The organism is Rhodovulum sulfidophilum DSM 1374 (assembly GCF_001633165.1).
Classification (GTDB): Bacteria; Pseudomonadota; Alphaproteobacteria; order Rhodobacterales; family Rhodobacteraceae; genus Rhodovulum; species Rhodovulum sulfidophilum.
Window position 1 is genome coordinate 676,192 of the sequence record NZ_CP015418.1, and the last position, 16,937, is coordinate 693,128.

The following is a 16,937-nucleotide window of genomic DNA, read 5'->3' on the forward strand; positions in this document are numbered from 1 at the left end:
CGGCGTCCGGCTCATGGGAGCAAAGCTGCAAAACCAATAAAAGGACAGTCCGATGCGCCCATCCCGTCGTGATGTAAGCGAACTTCGCCCGGTTTCAATCGAGACCGGCGTGACCAAGCATGCAGAAGGCTCGTGCCTGATCCGCATGGGCGATACCCATGTGCTCTGCACCGCCACGCTGGAAGAGCGGGTTCCGCCGTTCCTGAAGAATTCGGGCCTCGGCTGGGTCACCGCCGAATACGGGATGCTGCCGCGTGCCACGACCACCCGGATGCGCCGCGAGGCGGCCCAGGGCAAACAGGGCGGCCGCACCGTCGAGATCCAGCGCCTGATCGGCCGCAGCCTGCGCGCGGGCGTCGACCGCGTGGCGCTTGGCGAACGCCAGATCACCATCGACTGCGACGTGATCCAGGCCGATGGCGGCACCCGCTGCGCCTCGATCACCGGCGGCTGGGTCGCGCTGCGGCTGGCCGTGAACAAGCTGATGAAGACCGGCGAGGTTATCTCGGACCCGCTGGTCGATCCGGTCGCCGCCGTCTCCTGCGGGATCTATGCCGGCCAGCCGGTGCTGGATCTGGACTATCCCGAAGACAGCGAGGCCGGCGTCGACGGCAATTTCGTGATGACCGGCTCCGGCAAGCTGATCGAGGTGCAGATGTCGGCCGAGGGCTCGACCTATACACGCACGCAGATGAATGCGCTGCTCGACCTGGCCGAAAAGGGCGTGGCCGAGCTTGTCGCCGCCCAGAAAGCCGCGATCGGAGCCTGAGGCATGCGCCGGTTTGACGGAAAGACGCTGTTGGTCGCGACCCATAACAGCGGCAAGCTCGAAGAGATCGCGGATCTGCTTAAGCCGTTCGGCATTTCCGTCACCGGCGCGGCCGAACATGACCTGCCCGAACCGGACGAGACCGAGGATACATTCGTCGGCAATGCCCGGATCAAGGCCCATGCGGCGGCGAAGGCGACCGGCCTTCCCGCCCTGGCCGACGATAGCGGGCTTGCGGTCGACGCGCTGGATGGCGCGCCGGGCGTCTATACCGCCGATTGGGCCGAAACAGGCTCTGGCCGCGACTTCCCGATGGCGATGGAAAAAGTCTGGACCAGGCTCGAGGAGGCGAACGCGCCCGAGCCCCGGACCGCGCAATTCTGCTGTACCTTCGTGCTGGCCTGGCCCGACGGCCATGACGAGGTGTTCGAAGGCCGCATGCCCGGCCGCATCGTCTGGCCGATGCGCGGCGATCAGGGCCATGGCTTCGACCCGATCTTCCAGCCCGACGGCCATGACATCACCTTCGGCGAGATGGACCGCTGGGAAAAGAACCGGATCAGCCACCGCGCCCGCGCCTTCGAAAAGCTGGTGAGCCTGTTTGAGCGCTGAAGACTGGCAGGAGGGCGGCTTCGGACTTTACGTCCACTGGCCGTTCTGCCTGTCGAAATGCCCCTATTGCGACTTCAACAGCCATGTTTCGGCCGAGATAGACACGGCACGCTGGCAAGACGCTTATCTTTCCGAGATCCGCCGCCTCGGCGCCGAGACCGGCCCGCGCGTGCTGAACACCGTCTTTTTCGGCGGCGGCACCCCCAGCCTGATGCCACCCGAACTGGTCGGCGCCATCCTCGACACCGCCCGGTCTGTCTGGACCCCCGCGAATGACATCGAGGTCACGCTAGAGGCCAATCCGACCTCGGTCGAGGCCGGGCGTTTCACGGGATTTGCCGAGGCCGGCGTCAACCGTGTCTCGCTTGGCATACAGGCGCTGAACGATGCCGACCTCAGGCGGCTCGGGCGCACCCATAGCGTGGCCGAGGCCCGCGCCGCCTTCGACATCGCCCGCAGCCGGTTCCCGCGTGTCAGTTTTGACCTGATCTATGCCAGGCAATCCCAGAGCCTCGCGGCCTGGCGCGACGAGCTTGGCGAGGCTCTGGCGATGGCCGTCGATCACCTCTCGCTGTACCAGCTCACCGTCGAAGCCGGCACTGCCTTCGGCGACCGGCTGGCGCGTGGCGGCTTGAAGGGGTTGCCCGACGAGGATCTCGGCGCCGATCTTTACGAATTGACGCAAGAGCTGTGCGAAACCGCCGGAATGCCCGCTTATGAGGTCTCGAACCACGCCCGCCCCGGCGCCGAGTCGCGGCATAACCTGATCTATTGGCAGGCGGGCGATTACGCGGGGATCGGACCGGGGGCGCATGGTCGCCTGACCCTGGGCGGCCGTCGTACGGCAACCGATACCCCGCTCCCGCCCATGTCCTGGCTCGAGCGCGTCGAACGCGAGGGAACGGGAGACCTGTCGCGCAGCACCGTCGCGCCCGCCGATCAGGGCGCCGAATATCTGATGATGGGTCTCCGCCTGGCCCAAGGGCTGTCGCTGAAACGCTACGAACGCATTGCCAACTCGCAGATAGATGGCAGTAAAATCAAAGAGTTGTCGGATCTCGGTCTGATCGAGACCGAGGCGGATCAACTGCGAGCAACGGCTGCGGGGCGCGCGGTCCTGAATGCAGTGATCCGCGCGCTGCTGCCGGATTAGTCCTCGCCGCCGCCGCCCGAGGGCGCGCTCAGCACCGCACAAAGACGGTCGAGATCGTCGAGCGAGCGATACGAGACCACAAGATCGCCCGATCCGTCTGTTCGATGCTCGATCGAGACATCCATACCCAGATTGGCGGCGAGATCCTGCTCCAGCGCACGGGTATCTGCGTCCTTCGCGACCGGCGGCGGCGGCCGACGTTTCTTCGTCGTCGAGCCTGACTTGGCCAGTTTCTCGGTCTCGCGCACCGAAAGCCGCCCCTTGATCACCTGCCGCGCCATCGTCGCCGGATCGGTTGTTGTGATCAAAGCCCGGGCATGGCCCGCACTCAACCGCCCCTCGCGCAGATAGCCCTGAACCTCGTCGGGCAACTGCAGAAGCCGCAGCAGGTTGGCAATGTGGCTACGGCTTTTCCCCAGCGCCTCGGCCACCTTATCTTGTGTATGGCCGAAGCGATCCATCAACTGACGGTAGCCCATCGCCTCTTCCAGCGGATTCAGATCGGCCCGCTGGATGTTCTCGATGATGGCTATTTCCAGCACTTCGGTATCGTCCAGCTCACGGACGATCACCGGAACCTCATGCTTCTGCGCCAGCTGCGAGGCGCGCCAGCGGCGTTCGCCGGCCACGATCTCGTAACGCCCCTCGCTGCGCTTGCTGGGCCGTACGATCAGAGGCTGGATCACACCCTTCTCGCGGATCGAGTCGGAAAGCTCCTTCAGCGCCTCTTCAGAAAACAGCCGCCGTGGCTGATCGGGATTCGGTTCAAGAAGATCCAGCGCAATCATCTGGTCGGCCTTGCTGCGCGGCGTCTCGTCCCGCTCGGCCTCCGGTTCGATCCGAACATCGGCCATCAGCGCCGACAGGCCGCGTCCCAGGCCGCGTTTTTCCGGTTGCTTCATCTCTCGTCTCCCTGTGGCCTCAGGCGCCGACCGGCACCTTCGGCTCCAGCATTTCCTGCGCAAGCGCGCGATAGGCCTCGGCGCCGCGCGAATTCGGGTCGTAATCGAGCACCGGCATCGCATAGGACGGCGCCTCGCTGACCCGGACGTTGCGCGGAATGACCGTCCGGAACACCAGGTCGCCCAGATAGGCACGCGCATCATTTTCGACGGCTTGCGAGAGGTTGTTGCGACGGTCCGCCATGGTCAGCACCACCCCCTCGATCCGGAGGCTCGAATTGGCCGTCTGGCGCAACTCGCGGATCGTAAGCATCAGTTGCGAGAGCCCTTCCAGCGCGAAAAACTCGCTTTGAAGCGGCACGAGAACCGAATGCGCCGCCACCATCGCATTGATCGTCAGCAAACTCAGCGCCGGCGGGCAGTCGATCAGCACGAAATCGAAGCCATAGGCATCCATAGCCGGCTGGCGAAGCGCGTCATGCAGAAGGAAACTGCGCTTTTCATTGGCCACCATCTCGATATCGGCCGAGCTCAGGTCCGTGGTCGACGGCGCTATATATAGGTTACCCTTGGGCGATTTTACCACGATATCGGCCAGGGGCGCATCATCCAAGATCAGATCGTAGGTCGTCCTGACCCGCGCCTCGGGCGCGACGCCCAGACCGGTCGAGGCATTTCCCTGCGGATCGATATCGACGATCAGAACGGTCTTGCCAAGCTCCGCCAAGGCAGCGCCCAGATTGATCGCGGTGGTTGTCTTGCCCACTCCGCCCTTCTGGTTTGCCACGGCGATGATTTTAGGGCCTTTGGGGCGCGTGGGGTCAGACACGGGCGATGCCTCCGAGTTTCAGAACAACGGCCTGCGGATCGGTCTTGCTGGGATGGTTTTGAACCTCGAACCGCCAGGATGCAAGCGCCCGGTTCACTTCATCAGCGTATCGGGCGCCTTTCGGGAATAGCGCGATACCTCCGGGCGCGAGATGCCGCTCTGCAAAGCCAAGAAGCCGGTCCAGCGGCGCCAAGGCCCGGGCCGAAAGCACATCTGCCTCTTGCGGGTCTGCGGCTTCGATTCGCGCATCGATCACCTCAACCCGTTTCAGACCGAGTTCCCGGGCCACTGTCCGCAAAAACGTGGCTTTCCGTTGATCGCTTTCGATCAAGGTGACCCGAAGGCTCGGCGCATGTTCCTCCCCAATTATCGCGATCACGAGCCCGGGAAAGCCCCCACCACTTCCCAGGTCGACCCAATGCCGGGCCTCGGCCGGGGCAAGATCGAAAAGCTGAGCAGAATCCGCAAAATGCCGGATTTCAAGCTCATCCAGTGTCGCGCGGGATACCAGATTTATCGCCGGGCTCCACTTGCGCAACAGGGCTGCATAGCTTGCCAGACGCTCCGATGTTTCACGTGAAACATCGGGAAATTCCCCTGCTGCAATTGTCATGCCGACTGCCGCTCCATCTGGCGCAGGCGCGCAAGGATCAAGGTCGCCGCAGCAGGTGTCATTCCATCGATGCGCGCGGCCTGCCCAAGGGTTTCCGGCTGCACCCTGGAGAGCTTGCCCTTCAGTTCGGCGGAGAGCCCTTCGAGCTTCTCATAGTCGAAACAGGACGGGATGCGTTGGGCCTCATCCCGCCGCATAGCCTCTACATCTAGTGTTTGGCGGGCAATATAATTCGCATATAATGCGTCTCGCGCCAACTGGACCCGGCTCTCGCGGTCCACCTCCTCAAGCTCAGGATCGAGCGGAATCAGGTCTTCAAAGCTCACATCGGGGAAGGCGAGAAGGTCGATACCCGACCGGCGGGTCCCATCGGCATTCACCTTGATCCCGGCCGCGGCCACCTGCTTCGGCGTGACCGACATGGACTCCAGCCGCGCGCGCCCCGCCGAAAGACGCTCCATCTTTGCCTCGAAAGACGTCCGACGCCGATCTCCGACGCAACCGATCTCGAGCCCGACCGGCGTCAGCCGCTGATCGGCGTTATCCGCCCGAAGAGACAGGCGGAATTCGGCCCGCGAGGTGAACATGCGATAAGGTTCGCTGACCCCGCGCGTGATCAGGTCATCGATCATGACGCCAATATAGCTTGTAGTCCGGCTGAAGATCACCGGCCCCTGCCCCGCCACATCCCGCGCCGCATTCAGCCCTGCGACCAGACCTTGCGCCGCCGCTTCTTCATATCCGGTCGTGCCGTTGATCTGTCCCGCCAGGAACAGCCCGGGTACATCGCGCAGCTCAAGTGTCGGGCGCAGCGCGCGCGGATCGACGTAATCATATTCTATGGCGTAGCCCGGTTGCAGGATGGTCGCGTTCTCCAGCCCTTTGATCGAGTGGACATACGCCTCCTGCACCTCTTCGGGCAAAGAGGTCGAAATGCCGTTGGGATAGACTGTCGGATCGTCGAGACCTTCGGGCTCCAGAAAGATCTGGTGCGACTCCTTCTCGGCGAACCGGACGACCTTGTCTTCGATAGAGGGGCAATAGCGCGGCCCGACACCTTCTATATGGCCACCATACATTGCCGAGCGCGAGAGGTTTTTACGAATGATATCATGGGTTTGCGCATTCGTATGGGTGATACCGCAGGCCACCTGTCGCGCCTCGACATGCGACGAGAGGAACGAGAACAAAACCGGTTCGTCATCACCTGGCTGGCGATCGAGACGATCCCAGTCAATGGTCCGACCGTCAAGCCGCGGCGGCGTCCCCGTCTTCAGGCGCCCCAGCGGCAAGCCGAATCCATCGATCCGCTCGGCTAGACGAACCGACGGACGGTCGCCAATTCGTCCCCCCGGGGTTTGTCGATTCCCAATATGGATGACGCCGCGTAGAAAGGTGCCTGTGGTCAGAACCACGGCCCCGGCCGACAATTCACTCCCATCGGCCAGTACGACGCCTGCAATGCGACCATCGCGCTGAAGAAAATCAGCCGCTTCTCCCTCGACGATCTCGAGCCCCGGCTCCGCGCTCAGAGCTGTTTGCACTGCCTGACGATAGAGCTTCCGGTCAGCCTGGGCCCGCGGCCCCTGTACGGCGGGGCCCTTACGGCGGTTCAAAAGGCGAAACTGGATCCCCGCGCGGTCAGCGGCCCGCCCCATCACGCCGTCGAGAGCATCGACTTCCCGCACGAGATGGCCTTTCCCGAGGCCGCCAATCGCCGGATTGCAGGACATGACGCCGATCCCGTCCCGACGCAGCGTGACCATAGCTGTCCTCGCGCCAAGACGCGCGGCGGCATGCGCCGCTTCAGCACCGGCATGGCCGCCGCCGACCACGATGACATCAAAAGCGCGATGTTTCACGTGAAACACTCCTCACTTTCCAAGACAGAAGCGCGAGAAAATCTCGTCGAGCAAGGTTTCGACATCCACCCGGCCAAGCAGCGTTTCCAGAGCCCGCACGGCGCGGCGCAAATCTTCGGCCGCCAGTTCTGCCGTTTCCATGCCGAGGGATAGCTGATTCTGAGCCTCGGCGATAGCGCCGCCGGCCCGCCGCATAGCCTCTGCATGGCGTTCTCGCGTAGCCGTGACAGTCCGAGAGGCGCGTCCTTCCAGTGTCGTGGATATATCGGCAACCAGGTCGGCAACCCCCTCCCCGGTCAGGCCCGACACCCCATGTCCTGCGCCGTCGGCAAGATCTGCCTTGCCGCGCAGGACGATATCTTCGGGCCCGGGCACCAGCCCCTGGGTCTTGCCGGTATCGTCGAGAAGAAAGACACGCAAATCAGCGGCTTCGGCGCGGGCAACGGCGCGGGCGATACCGATCGTCTCGACCTCATCCGCACTCTCTCGCAGACCGGCGGTGTCAAGAAAGGTCACGGGCAGACCCTCAAGATCCATCCGGACTTCGATGACATCCCGGGTTGTGCCGGCATGTTCTGACGTTATTGCCGCCTCGCGGCCCGCGAGGTGGTTCAGAAGAGTGGACTTTCCCGCATTCGGCGGTCCGACGATGGCGACTTCGAACCCGTCCCGTATGCGCTCCGCCACCGATACGCCGTCGATCTCCGCCCGCAGCGACGCCGCGACCTCGTCCAGCAAACCGGTCACTTCCGGGGTCACGTCGACCGGAACATCTTCGTCGGCAAAATCGATGGTCGCTTCCAGAAGCGCGGCCGCCCTGATCAAGGCCTCGCGCCATCTGTCAACCTTCGCCCCGAGGGCGCCCGACAGGACCCGCAAGGCCTGGCGCCGCTGAGCCTCGGTTTCCGCTTCGAGAAGATCGCCCAATCCTTCGACCTGCGCGAGGTCGAGCACGCCGTTTTCCAAAGCGCGTCGCGTGAATTCCCCGGGTTCGGCCAGCCTCAGACCGTCGATGCGCCCCAGGGCAGAGAGCAGCGCCGCCACGGTTGCCGGACTACCATGACATTGAAATTCAACGACATCTTCCCCGGTAAAACTTGCACCTTTGGTAAAGCACAATACCAGTGCCTCATCGAGCAGAACGCCATCCGCATCCGCGAGACGACGCAGACCCGCCTGCCGCGGTGGAGGCAATGACCCCGCCAGCGCGCGCGCGGCGGAATGGGCCCGAGGGCCGGAAATGCGGATAACGGCGACGCCCGCTTTTCCGCGCGCGGTCGCCTGAGCGAAAATCGTGTCCAGGGATCACCTCCGGGCGTCGCCGCCTCAGGTGTTCATCGAATCGAAGAATTCGGAATTCGTCTTGGTCTGCTTGAGCTTCGAGATCAGGAACTCGATGGCGTCGGTGGTCCCCATCGGGTTCAGGATCCGGCGCAGAACGAAGGTCTTCTGCAGGTCCGACTTGTCGACCAGAAGTTCCTCTTTCCGGGTGCCCGATTTGAGGATGTCCATGGCCGGGAAGACGCGCTTGTCGGCGACCTTGCGGTCGAGCACGATCTCGGAGTTGCCGGTGCCCTTGAATTCCTCGAAAATCACCTCATCCATCCGCGAGCCGGTATCGATCAGCGCGGTCGCGATGATGGTCAGCGACCCGCCCTCCTCGATATTCCGCGCGGCACCGAAGAACCGTTTCGGCCGTTGCAGGGCGTTGGCATCGACCCCACCGGTCAGCACCTTGCCGGAAGACGGCACCACAGTGTTGTAGGCACGGCCAAGTCTGGTGATCGAATCGAGCAAGATAACAACATCTCGTTTATGCTCGACCAGACGTTTGGCCTTTTCGATGACCATCTCGGCCACCGCGACGTGACGCGTCGCCGGTTCGTCGAAGGTCGAGGAAATCACCTCGCCCTTCACCGAGCGCTGCATGTCGGTCACTTCCTCGGGCCGTTCGTCGATCAGCAGGACGATCAGATAGGTGTCCGGGTGATTGGTCTCGATGGAATTCGCGATGTTCTGCAGGATCACCGTTTTCCCGGTCCGCGGCGGGGCAACGATCAGCGCGCGCTGCCCCTTCCCGATCGGCGAAACCAGGTCGATGATCCGGGCCGAACGGTCGCGGATCGTCGGATCCTCGATCTCCATCTTCAGCCGCTCATCGGGATAGAGCGGCGTCAGGTTGTCGAAGTTGATCTTGTGCCGGGCCTGCTCGGGGTCCTGGAAGTTGATCTTCGTGACCTTGGTGATCGCGAAGTAGCGCTCGTTCTCGCGCGGGGCCTGCATCACGCCCTCGACCGTGTCGCCGGTGCGCAGCGCATGCTGGCGGATCATGTCGGGCGAGACGTAGATGTCATCCGGACCGGGCAGATAGTTGGCCTCGGGCGAGCGCAGGAAGCCGAATCCATCCTGCAGAACCTCAAGAACGCCGTCGCCCGAGATTTCCCAGCCATCCTCGGCGCGCTCCTTGAGGATCGAGAACATCATCTCGCCCTTGCGCATCGCCGACGCGTTCTCGATCTCGAGCTCTTCTGCCATGGAGAGCAGGGCCTTGGGGCTCTGGGCCTTGAGATCGGCGAGGTTCAGGCATTCTTGGGTCATGGGAGTGCTTTACGGAAGACGGCGCCGACGGAGTGCGCACACGTTATACGGGAAGCCTCGGATCGGACGACCCGAGTTAAGCCCGCTCCTTAGTCCTGTGCGGACCGTGAGTCAACTCGGCGTGTGCCGCCGCGCCGGCAGGATCAGAATTTCACGACCACGGAGAAGACGATGACCAGCATCAGAATGGTCGGCAGCTCGTTCATCATCCGGAAGGTCCGGCCGGTACGGGTATTCCGCCCGGCGACGAAATCCTTCCGCCGCGCGCCCAGCCACATGTGAAACCAGGTCATCGCGATCACCGCGGCGCCCTTGGTATAGGGCCAGATCGTGTCCCAGTAGACGACGTTCGGCGTCAGAACCAGGGCCAGGCCGAAGATCCAGACCGCGATGATCGAAGGGTTCATGATGTAGCGGTAGAGCTTCATTTCCATGACCTGGAACAGCGCGTCGGTCTCGTGTCCGGGGGTCACCTTCTCGGTGTGATAGACGAAGATCCGCGGCAGATAGAACAGACCCGCCATCCAGGTCAGCACCGCGATGATGTGCAGTGATTTGGTCCATGGATACATGTTGGCCAGAAATTCCGACATCGCTCTGCCTCGCTACGCTTGGTCGCCTATCGCGCCTCTTCTAGAGCAATAGGAAAAGAAAAGAAAAGATGATGATTATGTAGGGCCTGTGGAGGATGTGGATTACTGGATGTTCCACGGTCTCATCCACAGTAGGGCCGCTTGTGGAAAGAAGTGGAGATAACTCGCTACGTTTTCATCGAAAATGTCATAGCTTTCTGTATTAAAAATATTTTTTACGACCCCGACCAGTCTACGACCTGTGGATAACTTATGGATAATCCGTCCGTGACGATTCGTTCACAGCCAGTGATGAAGACAGTCCACGGTGGATTTGAGAGCCCGGATTCTTGACATTTCCACGTATGACCGGCACCCCGGGATGCGAGAGGCCTCTTATCCTGAAACCGTGCAACCGTCTCACCTGGGTTTTTCCACAGGGTTGCCCCGAATGCGTGATCCGATGTCCGACCGTGTGATCCTTGCTTCCGGCTCTGCCATTCGCCGCCAACTTCTGACCCGGGCAGGGCTCGTTTTCGAGGCGATGCCCGCGCGCGTCGACGAAGACGCGATCCGCGCCGCGCTGGAGGCCGAGGGCGCCGAACCGGGCGACATCGCCGAGGAACTGGCAGCCTTCAAGGCCAAGCGGGTGGCCGAAAAGGCCCCGGGGGCGCTGGTGATCGGCTGCGATCAGGTCTTGGCCCATCGCGGCAAGGTGCTTGCCAAGGCGGAAACGCGCGAAGAGGCGCGTGGTCAGCTCCGCGCCCTGCGCGGCGGCCAGCATCAGCTTCTGTCGGCGGTGGTGGTCTATGACGACATGCGGCCGCTCTGGCGCCATGTCGGCAAGGTCTCGCTTACGATGCGGCCGTTTTCAGACCGCTACCTGGACGAGTATCTTGACCGCAACTGGCCCGCCATGCGCGATGCGGTGGGGGCCTACAAGCTGGAAGAGGAAGGGGTCCGGCTGTTTTCGGCCATCGAGGGCGACTATTTCGACGTTCTGGGTCTGCCCCTGCTGCCGCTGCTGACCTTCCTGACGACCCGAGGAGTTTTGATGGCATGAGTGACAGAATCCCCCTGGCCGGCGTCATCGGCTCTCCGATTGCCCATTCCAAGTCGCCGCTGCTGCATCGCCACTGGCTCGAACGCTATGGGCTGCGCGGTTTCTACGTGCCGATGGATGTGGCCCATGCCGATCTGAAACAGGTGCTCGAGGCGTTGCCGCGCATGGGCTTCGTGGGTGTGAATGTCACGATCCCGCACAAGGAGACCATTCTCAGCCTGGCCGATTCCGTGTCGGATCGCGCCGCCCTGATCGGGTCGGCCAATACCCTGATCTTCCGGGCCGATGGCAAGGTCTATGCCGACAATACCGACGGGATCGGGTTCATCGAGAACCTGCGCCAGGGCGCGCCGGGCTGGGATCCGACATCGGGACCGGCCGCCGTGCTTGGGGCGGGCGGCGCCGCCCGCGCCGTCGTCGCCGCGCTGTCGGAACAGGGCGTGCGCGAGATCCGCGTTTCCAACCGGACCCGCTCGCGCGCCGAGGCGCTCAGGGCCGAGTTCGGCCCCAAGATCGTGATCCATGACTGGGTGCAGGCGGGGGCGATGATCGACGGCGCCGCGACCGTGGTCAACACCACGTCGCTGGGCATGGTCGGCAAGGCCGAGTTCAAGGTGCCGCTCGATGCGCTCTCGCCCGATGCGGTGGTCAGCGATCTGGTCTATGTGCCGCTCGAGACCCCTTTCCTGCGCGAGGCGCGGGCGCGGGGCTGTGTCGCGGTCGACGGGCTGGGGATGCTTCTGCATCAGGCCGCGCCGGGCTTCGAGCGCTGGTTCGGTCGTCGTCCCGAGGTCGACGAGGCCGCCCGCGCGGTGCTGCTCGAGCCATGAGCCGGCCGCGTCTTCTGGGGCTGACCGGCTCCATCGGCATGGGCAAGTCGACCACAGCCGCGCTGTTCCGCGAGAAAGGCGTGCCGGTCTGGGATGCCGATGCCGCCGTGCACGCGCTTTATGCCGAAGGTGGCGGCGCGGTCCGGCCGCTGGCCGCGCTCTGCCCCGAGGCGGTCCGTCACGGTGCCGTCGACCGCGACGCGCTGAAGGCCTGGATCGCGCGCGAGCCCGAGGCCCTGATGCGGATCGAGGCCGTGGTGCATCCGCTGGTCGCGGCCGACCGGCAGGCCTTCATCGACCGGCATCAAAATGCGCCGCTTCTGGTGCTGGATATCCCGCTTCTGTTCGAGACCGGGGCCGATAAATGGCTCGACGCGGTGCTGGTGGTGACCGCGGCCCCCGAGGTTCAGCGCGCCCGGGTGCTGGACCGTCCGGGCATGACCGAGGCGCAGCTGGACGCGATCCTCGCCCGACAGATGCCCGATGCCGAGAAACGCGCCCGCGCCGATCATGTGATCGAGACGCTGACGCCTGACCATGCCGGGGCCGAGGTCGCGGCGCTGATTGAAAGCCTGGGGACTGCCAATGCGTGAGATCGTTCTCGACACCGAAACCACGGGCTTCGAGCCCGAGACCGGCGACCGGATCGTCGAGATCGGCGCCGTCGTGCTCTGGAACCATCTGCCGACCGGCGAGACCTTCCACGTCTATACCAATCCCGGTCGCGACATGCCTGACGAGGCCTTCGGCGTGCACGGGATCGGCCCGGACATCCTTGCCAACCCGCGACCGGCGAAGCCCGGCGAGGTCACGCTGCGCGACAAGCCGCCCTTTTCGCAGGTCGGGCAGAAATTCCTCGATTTCGTGCAGGATTCGAAACTGGTGATCCACAATGCCAGCTTCGACATGAAATTCCTGAATGCCGAACTGGGCTGGCTCGGCCTGCCCAAGCTGCCGATGAGCCAGGCGATCGACACGCTGGCCATGGCGCGCAAGAAGTTTCCCGGCTCGCCCGCGACGCTGGACGCGCTCTGCCGCCGCTTCGGCATCGACAACACCATGCGCGACAAGCACGGTGCCTTGCTCGATTCCGAGATCCTGGCCGATGTCTATCTGGAACTGATTGGCGGTCGGCAGCCCGATTTCATGCTGGCGACCCGCTCCCGGGCCTCGCGCGGCACGTCCGGGACCGAAACCGAGGCCTGGCGACCGCGTCCGCGGCCGACGCCCCTGCCCTCGCGTCTGACCGAGGAGGAGGCCACCGCCCATCGTGCCTTTGTCGAGACGATGGGCGACGACGCGCTTTGGAAAAGCTTCGACTGAACGGCCTCAGGCGGTGCCGCTCGGGGTCTCTTGCTTCTGGATATCGGCGGCGCGGCGCGCGATTTCCTGACGATAGAGCGCGACGAAATCGACCGGCTCGAGGTTCAGCGCGGGGAAGCCGCCGTCACGGGTGACGTCGGAAACGATCCGGCGCACATAGGGGAACAGCATCCGCGGGCACTCGATCAGCAGGAAGGGATGCAGCTGGTCCTCGGGCACGTTCTCGATGTGGAACAGGCCGGCATAATCGAGTTCCATCAGGAAGAGCTGGCTCTGGTCGGCCTTGTTCTTCGAGGAAACGGTGAATTTCGTGATGATCTCGTATTGATGATCGGCCGGGCGCTTGCGGGCGTCGAGCGCGACCTGCACCGTCACGTCGGGGGTCACCTCGCCCGAGGCGCCCTTCTGGACCAGAATATTCTCGAAAGACATGTCCCGGATATACTGGCCCAGGATCTGCATTCTAACTTGCGGCTGCTGCGCGGCGGCGCCGTTGCCCTCGGTCTCGCTCATGGGATGCTCCTGCGAAAGGTTGCGTTGGATATTCGCTTAGCAGGTCGCCCCCACCCGCTCAATGCTGGCTCTCAGTGACGGGTCCAGCCCGAGGGCGGCAATGTGCCATCCTCGTCGCCATGCCCGTTGCGCGATGTGAGATCCTCGAAATCGCCGTCGATGATGTCGTCGCGCGCGGGCCGTGCCTGCCGGGTCGGGCCGCCGGCGGGGCCGAAACCGGCCGAATGCACGACCACCCGTTTCGACAGCCAGCGATAGGCGGCGGCGCGCACCGGCTGGATCAGCAGCAACAACCCCATGGTGTCGGTGAAGAAACCCGGCGTCAACAGCATTGCCCCGGCAAAGAGGATCATCGCGCCATGGGCCAGCGGTTCGGTCGGATCCCGCAATTCATTGAACGAGCTGCGGACCTGCGACAGCGCCAGCGCGCCCTGCTGCCGCATCAGCCAGGTGCCCGCCGCGGCGGTTGCCAGCACGATGCAGAGGGTCGGCCACAGCCCGATCAGCCCGCCCACCTGGATGAAAAGCGCGATCTCGATCAGCGGGATCGAGAGGAACAGCAGAAAAAGCCACATTGCATCACCTCATTGCGCTTCGGCCGGCCTAGTGGACTTGATTGATGGCGTGCCTTACATATGTCCGGTGACGCTTCGATACAAACGCTTCCCGCGATCCGCGAGGTTTTCATGAGCTCTGCCATCATCCAACTCCTGGTTCTTGCCGGGATTGCCGTGTTCCTGATCCTGCGGCTGCGGTCTGTCCTCGGAACCCGTGAAGGTTTCGAGAAACCTCCGGTGCAGATGCCCGATCCGGCAGCACGCCGGGCCGACAACCGTCCGTCCTTCGAAGTGATCGAGGGCGGTCCCGATACCGACATCACCGACCATGTCGAGGATGGCAGCCCGGCCGCCAAGGCGCTGGCGGCGATGAAGCTGGCCGAGCCGGGCTTTTCGGTCAGCGAGTTCCTGCATGGCGCCCGCGGCGCCTATGAAATGATCCTGATGTCCTTCGAGCATGGCACGCTGGACGAGGTGGCTGGTTTTCTGGCCCCCGACGTGCGCGACAGCTTTGCCGAAGTGATCCGGCTCCGCGAGGAACAGGGCCTTTCGGTCGATGCCAACTTCATCGGCGTGCGCGAGCTGGTGCTGAAGGATGCGACCTATGATCGCGACAGCGGCGAGGCCGAGTTGACCGTGCGTTTCGTGGGCGAGCTTACCTCGGTCGTGCGCAACCAGGATGGCGAGATCGTCGAGGGCAGCCCGAGCGAGATCAAGCGTCAGCGCGACGTCTGGAGCTTTGCCCGGGTGATGGGCTCGGACGATCCGAACTGGCAGCTCGTCGCCACCGACGCCTGACGCGCCGCCGCCATTGGGCGGCGATCCGTATCGTTTATCAAGGAAACCGGGATTTCAGAAGGACGGCACGGGCCGTCCTTCGCGCGGGCGCGGGGTCATCGACCCCTGCCCGTCATCTGCGTTTCGACCCGCTCAGTCCTTCGAGCGTTCGACATAGGTGTTATCGGCGGTGTTGATCACGATCCGCGTGCCGACATCGATATGGGGCGGCACCATGACGCGCACGCCGATATTGGTCATCGCGGGCTTGTAGCTCGACGAGGCGGTCTGCCCCTTCACCACCGGCTCGGTCTCGGTCACCTCGACCACCACCTTCTGCGGCAGCTCGATCGAGATCGGGTTGCCCTCGAAGGTCTGCAGGAAGACCCGCATGCCGGGTTCGAGATAGGCGGCGGCATCGCCCACCACGTCGGGCTGCGCCGCGACCTGATCGAAGCTCTCGGGGTTCATGAAGTGGAACCCTTCGGCGTCGTCATAGAGAAAGTCGTATTCGCGCTCGTCGACATTGGCCTTTTCCACCTGTTCGGTGGTCTTCCAGCGCTCGGTGGTCTTCACCCCGTCCGAAATGCGGCGCATGTCGACCGAGGTGGTCGGCGTGCCCTTGCCGGGATGGAAGTTCTCGGCCTTGAGAACGACGTAGAGCTGGCCATCCTTTTCGACGACGTTGCCCTTGCGGAGCGAGGAGGCAATGACTTTCACTGGGGGCTTCCTTGTGGAGTATCTTGGCGCGGTATATCCGCCGGATCGGACAACGCCCCTAGCCGAAATCGGCGCAAAATTCCAGTGGAAAGAAAGGCAGCGCGGATGACCGATACCCCCTGGTGGAGCCCCGAGCGCCATGCCGACCGCCGTCCCGCCCTGCTGGCGCGGGGCCGGATCCAGGCCGCGATCCGGGGCTGGTTCGCGGAAGAAGGCTTCGTCGAGGTCGACCCGCCGGCCCTGGTGACAAGCCCGGGAAACGAGGCCCATCTGCATGCCTTCGCGACCGATGCCATCGGCAATGACGGGGTGGCGCGGCGGATGTATCTGCATACCTCGCCCGAATTCGCGATGAAAAAGCTGCTGGCCGCGGGCGAGCCCCGGATCGCGGCCTTTTGCCATGTCTGGCGCAACCGCGAGCGCGGGCCGCGGCACAGCCCGGAATTCACCATGCTCGAATGGTATCGCGCGGGCGAGGATTATGCCGTGCTGATGGAGGATACCGTCCGGATGCTGCAACTGGCCTGCGAGGCGGCGGGCACCCGGCATCTCGGCCATGCCGGGCAGCACTGCGACCCTTTCGCCCCGGTCGATCGGGTCTCGGTGGCCGAGGCCTTCGCCGCCCATGCCGGGATCGACCTGCTCTCGACGCTCGCGCCCGGAGGCGCTCCCGACCGCGCGGCGCTGGCCGTTCAGGCCGAAGCCGCCGGGATCGGCTTCGCGGCCGATGACGGCTGGTCCGACATCTTCAGCCGGGTGCTTGTCGAACGGGTCGAGCCGCATCTGGGCCGGGGCCGGATCACCGTTCTCGACCGCTATCCGGCCGCCGAAGCCGCGCTGGCGCGGACCTGTGCCGACGATCCGCGCGAAGCCGAACGTTTCGAGCTCTATGCCTGCGGGGTCGAGCTGGCCAATGGTTTCGGCGAGCTGACCGACCCCGTCGAGCAGCGCCGCCGTTTCGAGGCCGAGATGGACGAGAAGGAGCGCCTGTATGGCGAGCGCTATCCGCTGGACGAGGAGTTCCTCGCGGCGCTGGCCTTCATGCCGCCCGCCTCGGGCATCGCGCTTGGCTTCGACCGGCTGGCCATGCTGGCCACCGCCGCGCCCAGGATCGAGGATGTGCTTTGGGTGCCGGTCGCCTGAGCCCGGGCTTTGCCTCTGCCCGGAAGCGCGGGCCGCGTCGTTTCGCAGACAAGGACAGGAAATCTGATCTGCGATCCGAGACGGTCTGGCGGTCCGGACGG

The 16,937-nt window shown here is 64.1% G+C and carries 19 protein-coding genes; 9 read left to right on the plus strand and 10 right to left on the minus strand.

The annotated features are described in order from the left end of the window. Positions 1 to 52: 52 nt before the first annotated feature. The 3 genes from rph to hemW are packed head-to-tail and all read left to right on the plus strand — an operon-like array spanning position 53 to position 2,534. Complete coding sequence (gene rph / locus A6W98_RS03350; protein ID WP_042457908.1) at positions 53 to 769, plus strand: ribonuclease PH; 717 nt, start codon at positions 53 to 55, stop codon at positions 767 to 769. A gap of 3 nt (positions 770 to 772) precedes the next feature. Beyond that, entirely contained in the window at positions 773 to 1,381 is a 609-nt protein-coding gene (gene rdgB / locus A6W98_RS03355; protein WP_042457910.1) for an RdgB/HAM1 family non-canonical purine NTP pyrophosphatase, read from the plus strand. Then, on the plus strand, positions 1,371 to 2,534 hold the full coding sequence (gene hemW, locus A6W98_RS03360) for a radical SAM family heme chaperone HemW (protein WP_042457913.1): 1,164 nt from the start codon (positions 1,371 to 1,373) through the stop codon (positions 2,532 to 2,534). The genes rdgB and hemW overlap by 11 nt, the downstream gene beginning before the upstream one ends. Here hemW and A6W98_RS03365 read toward each other — a convergent pair. The 7 genes from A6W98_RS03365 to A6W98_RS03395 form a co-directional block, all read right to left on the minus strand. After that, entirely contained in the window at positions 2,531 to 3,436 is a 906-nt protein-coding gene (locus tag A6W98_RS03365; protein WP_042457917.1) for a ParB/RepB/Spo0J family partition protein, read from the minus strand. The two genes, hemW and A6W98_RS03365, sit on opposite strands and share 4 nt — an antisense overlap. 19 nt (positions 3,437 to 3,455) lie before the next feature. After that, positions 3,456 to 4,265, minus strand: a complete 810-nt coding sequence (locus A6W98_RS03370) for a ParA family protein (protein ID WP_042457920.1) — start codon at positions 4,263 to 4,265, stop codon at positions 3,456 to 3,458. Continuing rightward, a complete protein-coding gene (gene rsmG, locus A6W98_RS03375; RefSeq protein WP_042457923.1) occupies positions 4,258 to 4,878 on the minus strand; it encodes a 16S rRNA (guanine(527)-N(7))-methyltransferase RsmG in 621 nt (206 codons plus the stop codon). The genes A6W98_RS03370 and rsmG overlap by 8 nt, the downstream gene beginning before the upstream one ends. Beyond that, entirely contained in the window at positions 4,875 to 6,740 is a 1,866-nt protein-coding gene (mnmG, locus tag A6W98_RS03380; RefSeq protein WP_042457926.1) for a tRNA uridine-5-carboxymethylaminomethyl(34) synthesis enzyme MnmG, read from the minus strand. The genes rsmG and mnmG overlap by 4 nt, the downstream gene beginning before the upstream one ends. Positions 6,741 to 6,752: 12 nt before the next feature. Continuing rightward, positions 6,753 to 8,042 carry a tRNA uridine-5-carboxymethylaminomethyl(34) synthesis GTPase MnmE gene (mnmE, locus tag A6W98_RS03385; protein ID WP_042457930.1) on the minus strand — a complete coding sequence of 430 codons (1,290 nt, stop codon included), beginning with the start codon at positions 8,040 to 8,042 and terminating at the stop codon, positions 6,753 to 6,755. Between the two features lie 24 nt (positions 8,043 to 8,066). Next, a complete protein-coding gene (gene rho, locus A6W98_RS03390; protein ID WP_042457933.1) occupies positions 8,067 to 9,338 on the minus strand; it encodes a transcription termination factor Rho in 1,272 nt (423 codons plus the stop codon). 143 nt (positions 9,339 to 9,481) lie between these two features. Then, complete coding sequence (locus A6W98_RS03395) at positions 9,482 to 9,931, minus strand: CopD family protein (protein WP_042457936.1); 450 nt, start codon at positions 9,929 to 9,931, stop codon at positions 9,482 to 9,484. A 442-nt stretch (positions 9,932 to 10,373) separates the two neighbouring features. On the opposite strand from A6W98_RS03395, the gene A6W98_RS03400 reads away from it, so the two are divergent. Genes A6W98_RS03400 through dnaQ form a run of 4 tightly spaced genes read left to right on the plus strand, consistent with a single transcriptional unit; the run spans position 10,374 to position 13,126 of the window. After that, positions 10,374 to 10,973 (plus strand): Maf family protein, encoded by a 600-nt coding sequence (locus A6W98_RS03400; RefSeq protein WP_042464472.1) that lies wholly within the window; start codon positions 10,374 to 10,376, stop codon positions 10,971 to 10,973. Beyond that, the gene (locus A6W98_RS03405) at positions 10,970 to 11,803 is read left to right on the plus strand and encodes a shikimate dehydrogenase (RefSeq protein WP_042457940.1); all 834 of its coding nucleotides are present in this window, start codon (positions 10,970 to 10,972) and stop codon (positions 11,801 to 11,803) included. The genes A6W98_RS03400 and A6W98_RS03405 overlap by 4 nt, the downstream gene beginning before the upstream one ends. Further along, entirely contained in the window at positions 11,800 to 12,396 is a 597-nt protein-coding gene (gene coaE / locus A6W98_RS03410; RefSeq protein ID WP_042457942.1) for a dephospho-CoA kinase, read from the plus strand. Before A6W98_RS03405 ends, coaE begins: the two co-directional genes overlap by 4 nt. After that, positions 12,389 to 13,126 carry a DNA polymerase III subunit epsilon gene (dnaQ, locus tag A6W98_RS03415; RefSeq protein ID WP_042457944.1) on the plus strand — a complete coding sequence of 246 codons (738 nt, stop codon included), beginning with the start codon at positions 12,389 to 12,391 and terminating at the stop codon, positions 13,124 to 13,126. Before coaE ends, dnaQ begins: the two co-directional genes overlap by 8 nt. 6 nt (positions 13,127 to 13,132) lie before the next feature. Here the strand turns inward: dnaQ and secB are convergent, their stop codons facing one another. Further along, the gene (secB, locus tag A6W98_RS03420; protein WP_042457947.1) at positions 13,133 to 13,639 is read right to left on the minus strand and encodes a protein-export chaperone SecB; all 507 of its coding nucleotides are present in this window, start codon (positions 13,637 to 13,639) and stop codon (positions 13,133 to 13,135) included. A 71-nt stretch (positions 13,640 to 13,710) separates the two neighbouring features. Then, on the minus strand, positions 13,711 to 14,214 hold the full coding sequence (locus A6W98_RS03425) for an FxsA family protein (RefSeq protein ID WP_042457949.1): 504 nt from the start codon (positions 14,212 to 14,214) through the stop codon (positions 13,711 to 13,713). 111 nt (positions 14,215 to 14,325) lie between these two features. On the opposite strand from A6W98_RS03425, the gene A6W98_RS03430 reads away from it, so the two are divergent. Further along, positions 14,326 to 14,994: a Tim44/TimA family putative adaptor protein gene (locus A6W98_RS03430; protein ID WP_042464473.1), complete on the plus strand. Its 669-nt coding sequence runs from the start codon at positions 14,326 to 14,328 to the stop codon at positions 14,992 to 14,994. Between the two features lie 132 nt (positions 14,995 to 15,126). Here the strand turns inward: A6W98_RS03430 and efp are convergent, their stop codons facing one another. Further along, a complete protein-coding gene (gene efp, locus A6W98_RS03435; protein ID WP_042457951.1) occupies positions 15,127 to 15,693 on the minus strand; it encodes an elongation factor P in 567 nt (188 codons plus the stop codon). 105 nt (positions 15,694 to 15,798) lie between these two features. Here efp and epmA point away from each other — a divergent pair, with 105 nt between their 5' ends. Next, positions 15,799 to 16,836, plus strand: a complete 1,038-nt coding sequence (epmA, locus tag A6W98_RS03440) for an EF-P lysine aminoacylase EpmA (protein ID WP_042457953.1) — start codon at positions 15,799 to 15,801, stop codon at positions 16,834 to 16,836. Positions 16,837 to 16,937: the final 101 nt, after the last annotated feature.

Excerpts from the sequence above, each read along its gene's own strand:
- secB (WP_042457947.1), bottom strand. The coding sequence starts at position 13,639 with ATGAGCGAGACCGAGGGCAACGGCGCCGCCGCGCAGCAGCCGCAAGTT.
- A6W98_RS03405 (WP_042457940.1), top strand. The coding sequence starts at position 10,970 with ATGAGTGACAGAATCCCCCTGGCCGGCGTCATCGGCTCTCCGATTGCC.
- coaE (WP_042457942.1), top strand. The coding sequence starts at position 11,800 with ATGAGCCGGCCGCGTCTTCTGGGGCTGACCGGCTCCATCGGCATGGGC.
- rho (WP_042457933.1), bottom strand. The coding sequence starts at position 9,338 with ATGACCCAAGAATGCCTGAACCTCGCCGATCTCAAGGCCCAGAGCCCC.
- A6W98_RS03365 (WP_042457917.1), bottom strand. The coding sequence starts at position 3,436 with ATGAAGCAACCGGAAAAACGCGGCCTGGGACGCGGCCTGTCGGCGCTG.
- rph (WP_042457908.1), top strand. The coding sequence starts at position 53 with ATGCGCCCATCCCGTCGTGATGTAAGCGAACTTCGCCCGGTTTCAATC.
- rdgB (WP_042457910.1), top strand. The coding sequence starts at position 773 with ATGCGCCGGTTTGACGGAAAGACGCTGTTGGTCGCGACCCATAACAGC.
- dnaQ (WP_042457944.1), top strand. The coding sequence starts at position 12,389 with ATGCGTGAGATCGTTCTCGACACCGAAACCACGGGCTTCGAGCCCGAG.
- A6W98_RS03395 (WP_042457936.1), bottom strand. The coding sequence starts at position 9,931 with ATGTCGGAATTTCTGGCCAACATGTATCCATGGACCAAATCACTGCAC.
- epmA (WP_042457953.1), top strand. The coding sequence starts at position 15,799 with ATGACCGATACCCCCTGGTGGAGCCCCGAGCGCCATGCCGACCGCCGT.
- A6W98_RS03400 (WP_042464472.1), top strand. The coding sequence starts at position 10,374 with ATGTCCGACCGTGTGATCCTTGCTTCCGGCTCTGCCATTCGCCGCCAA.
- rsmG (WP_042457923.1), bottom strand. The coding sequence starts at position 4,878 with ATGACAATTGCAGCAGGGGAATTTCCCGATGTTTCACGTGAAACATCG.
- A6W98_RS03425 (WP_042457949.1), bottom strand. The coding sequence starts at position 14,214 with ATGTGGCTTTTTCTGCTGTTCCTCTCGATCCCGCTGATCGAGATCGCG.
- A6W98_RS03430 (WP_042464473.1), top strand. The coding sequence starts at position 14,326 with ATGAGCTCTGCCATCATCCAACTCCTGGTTCTTGCCGGGATTGCCGTG.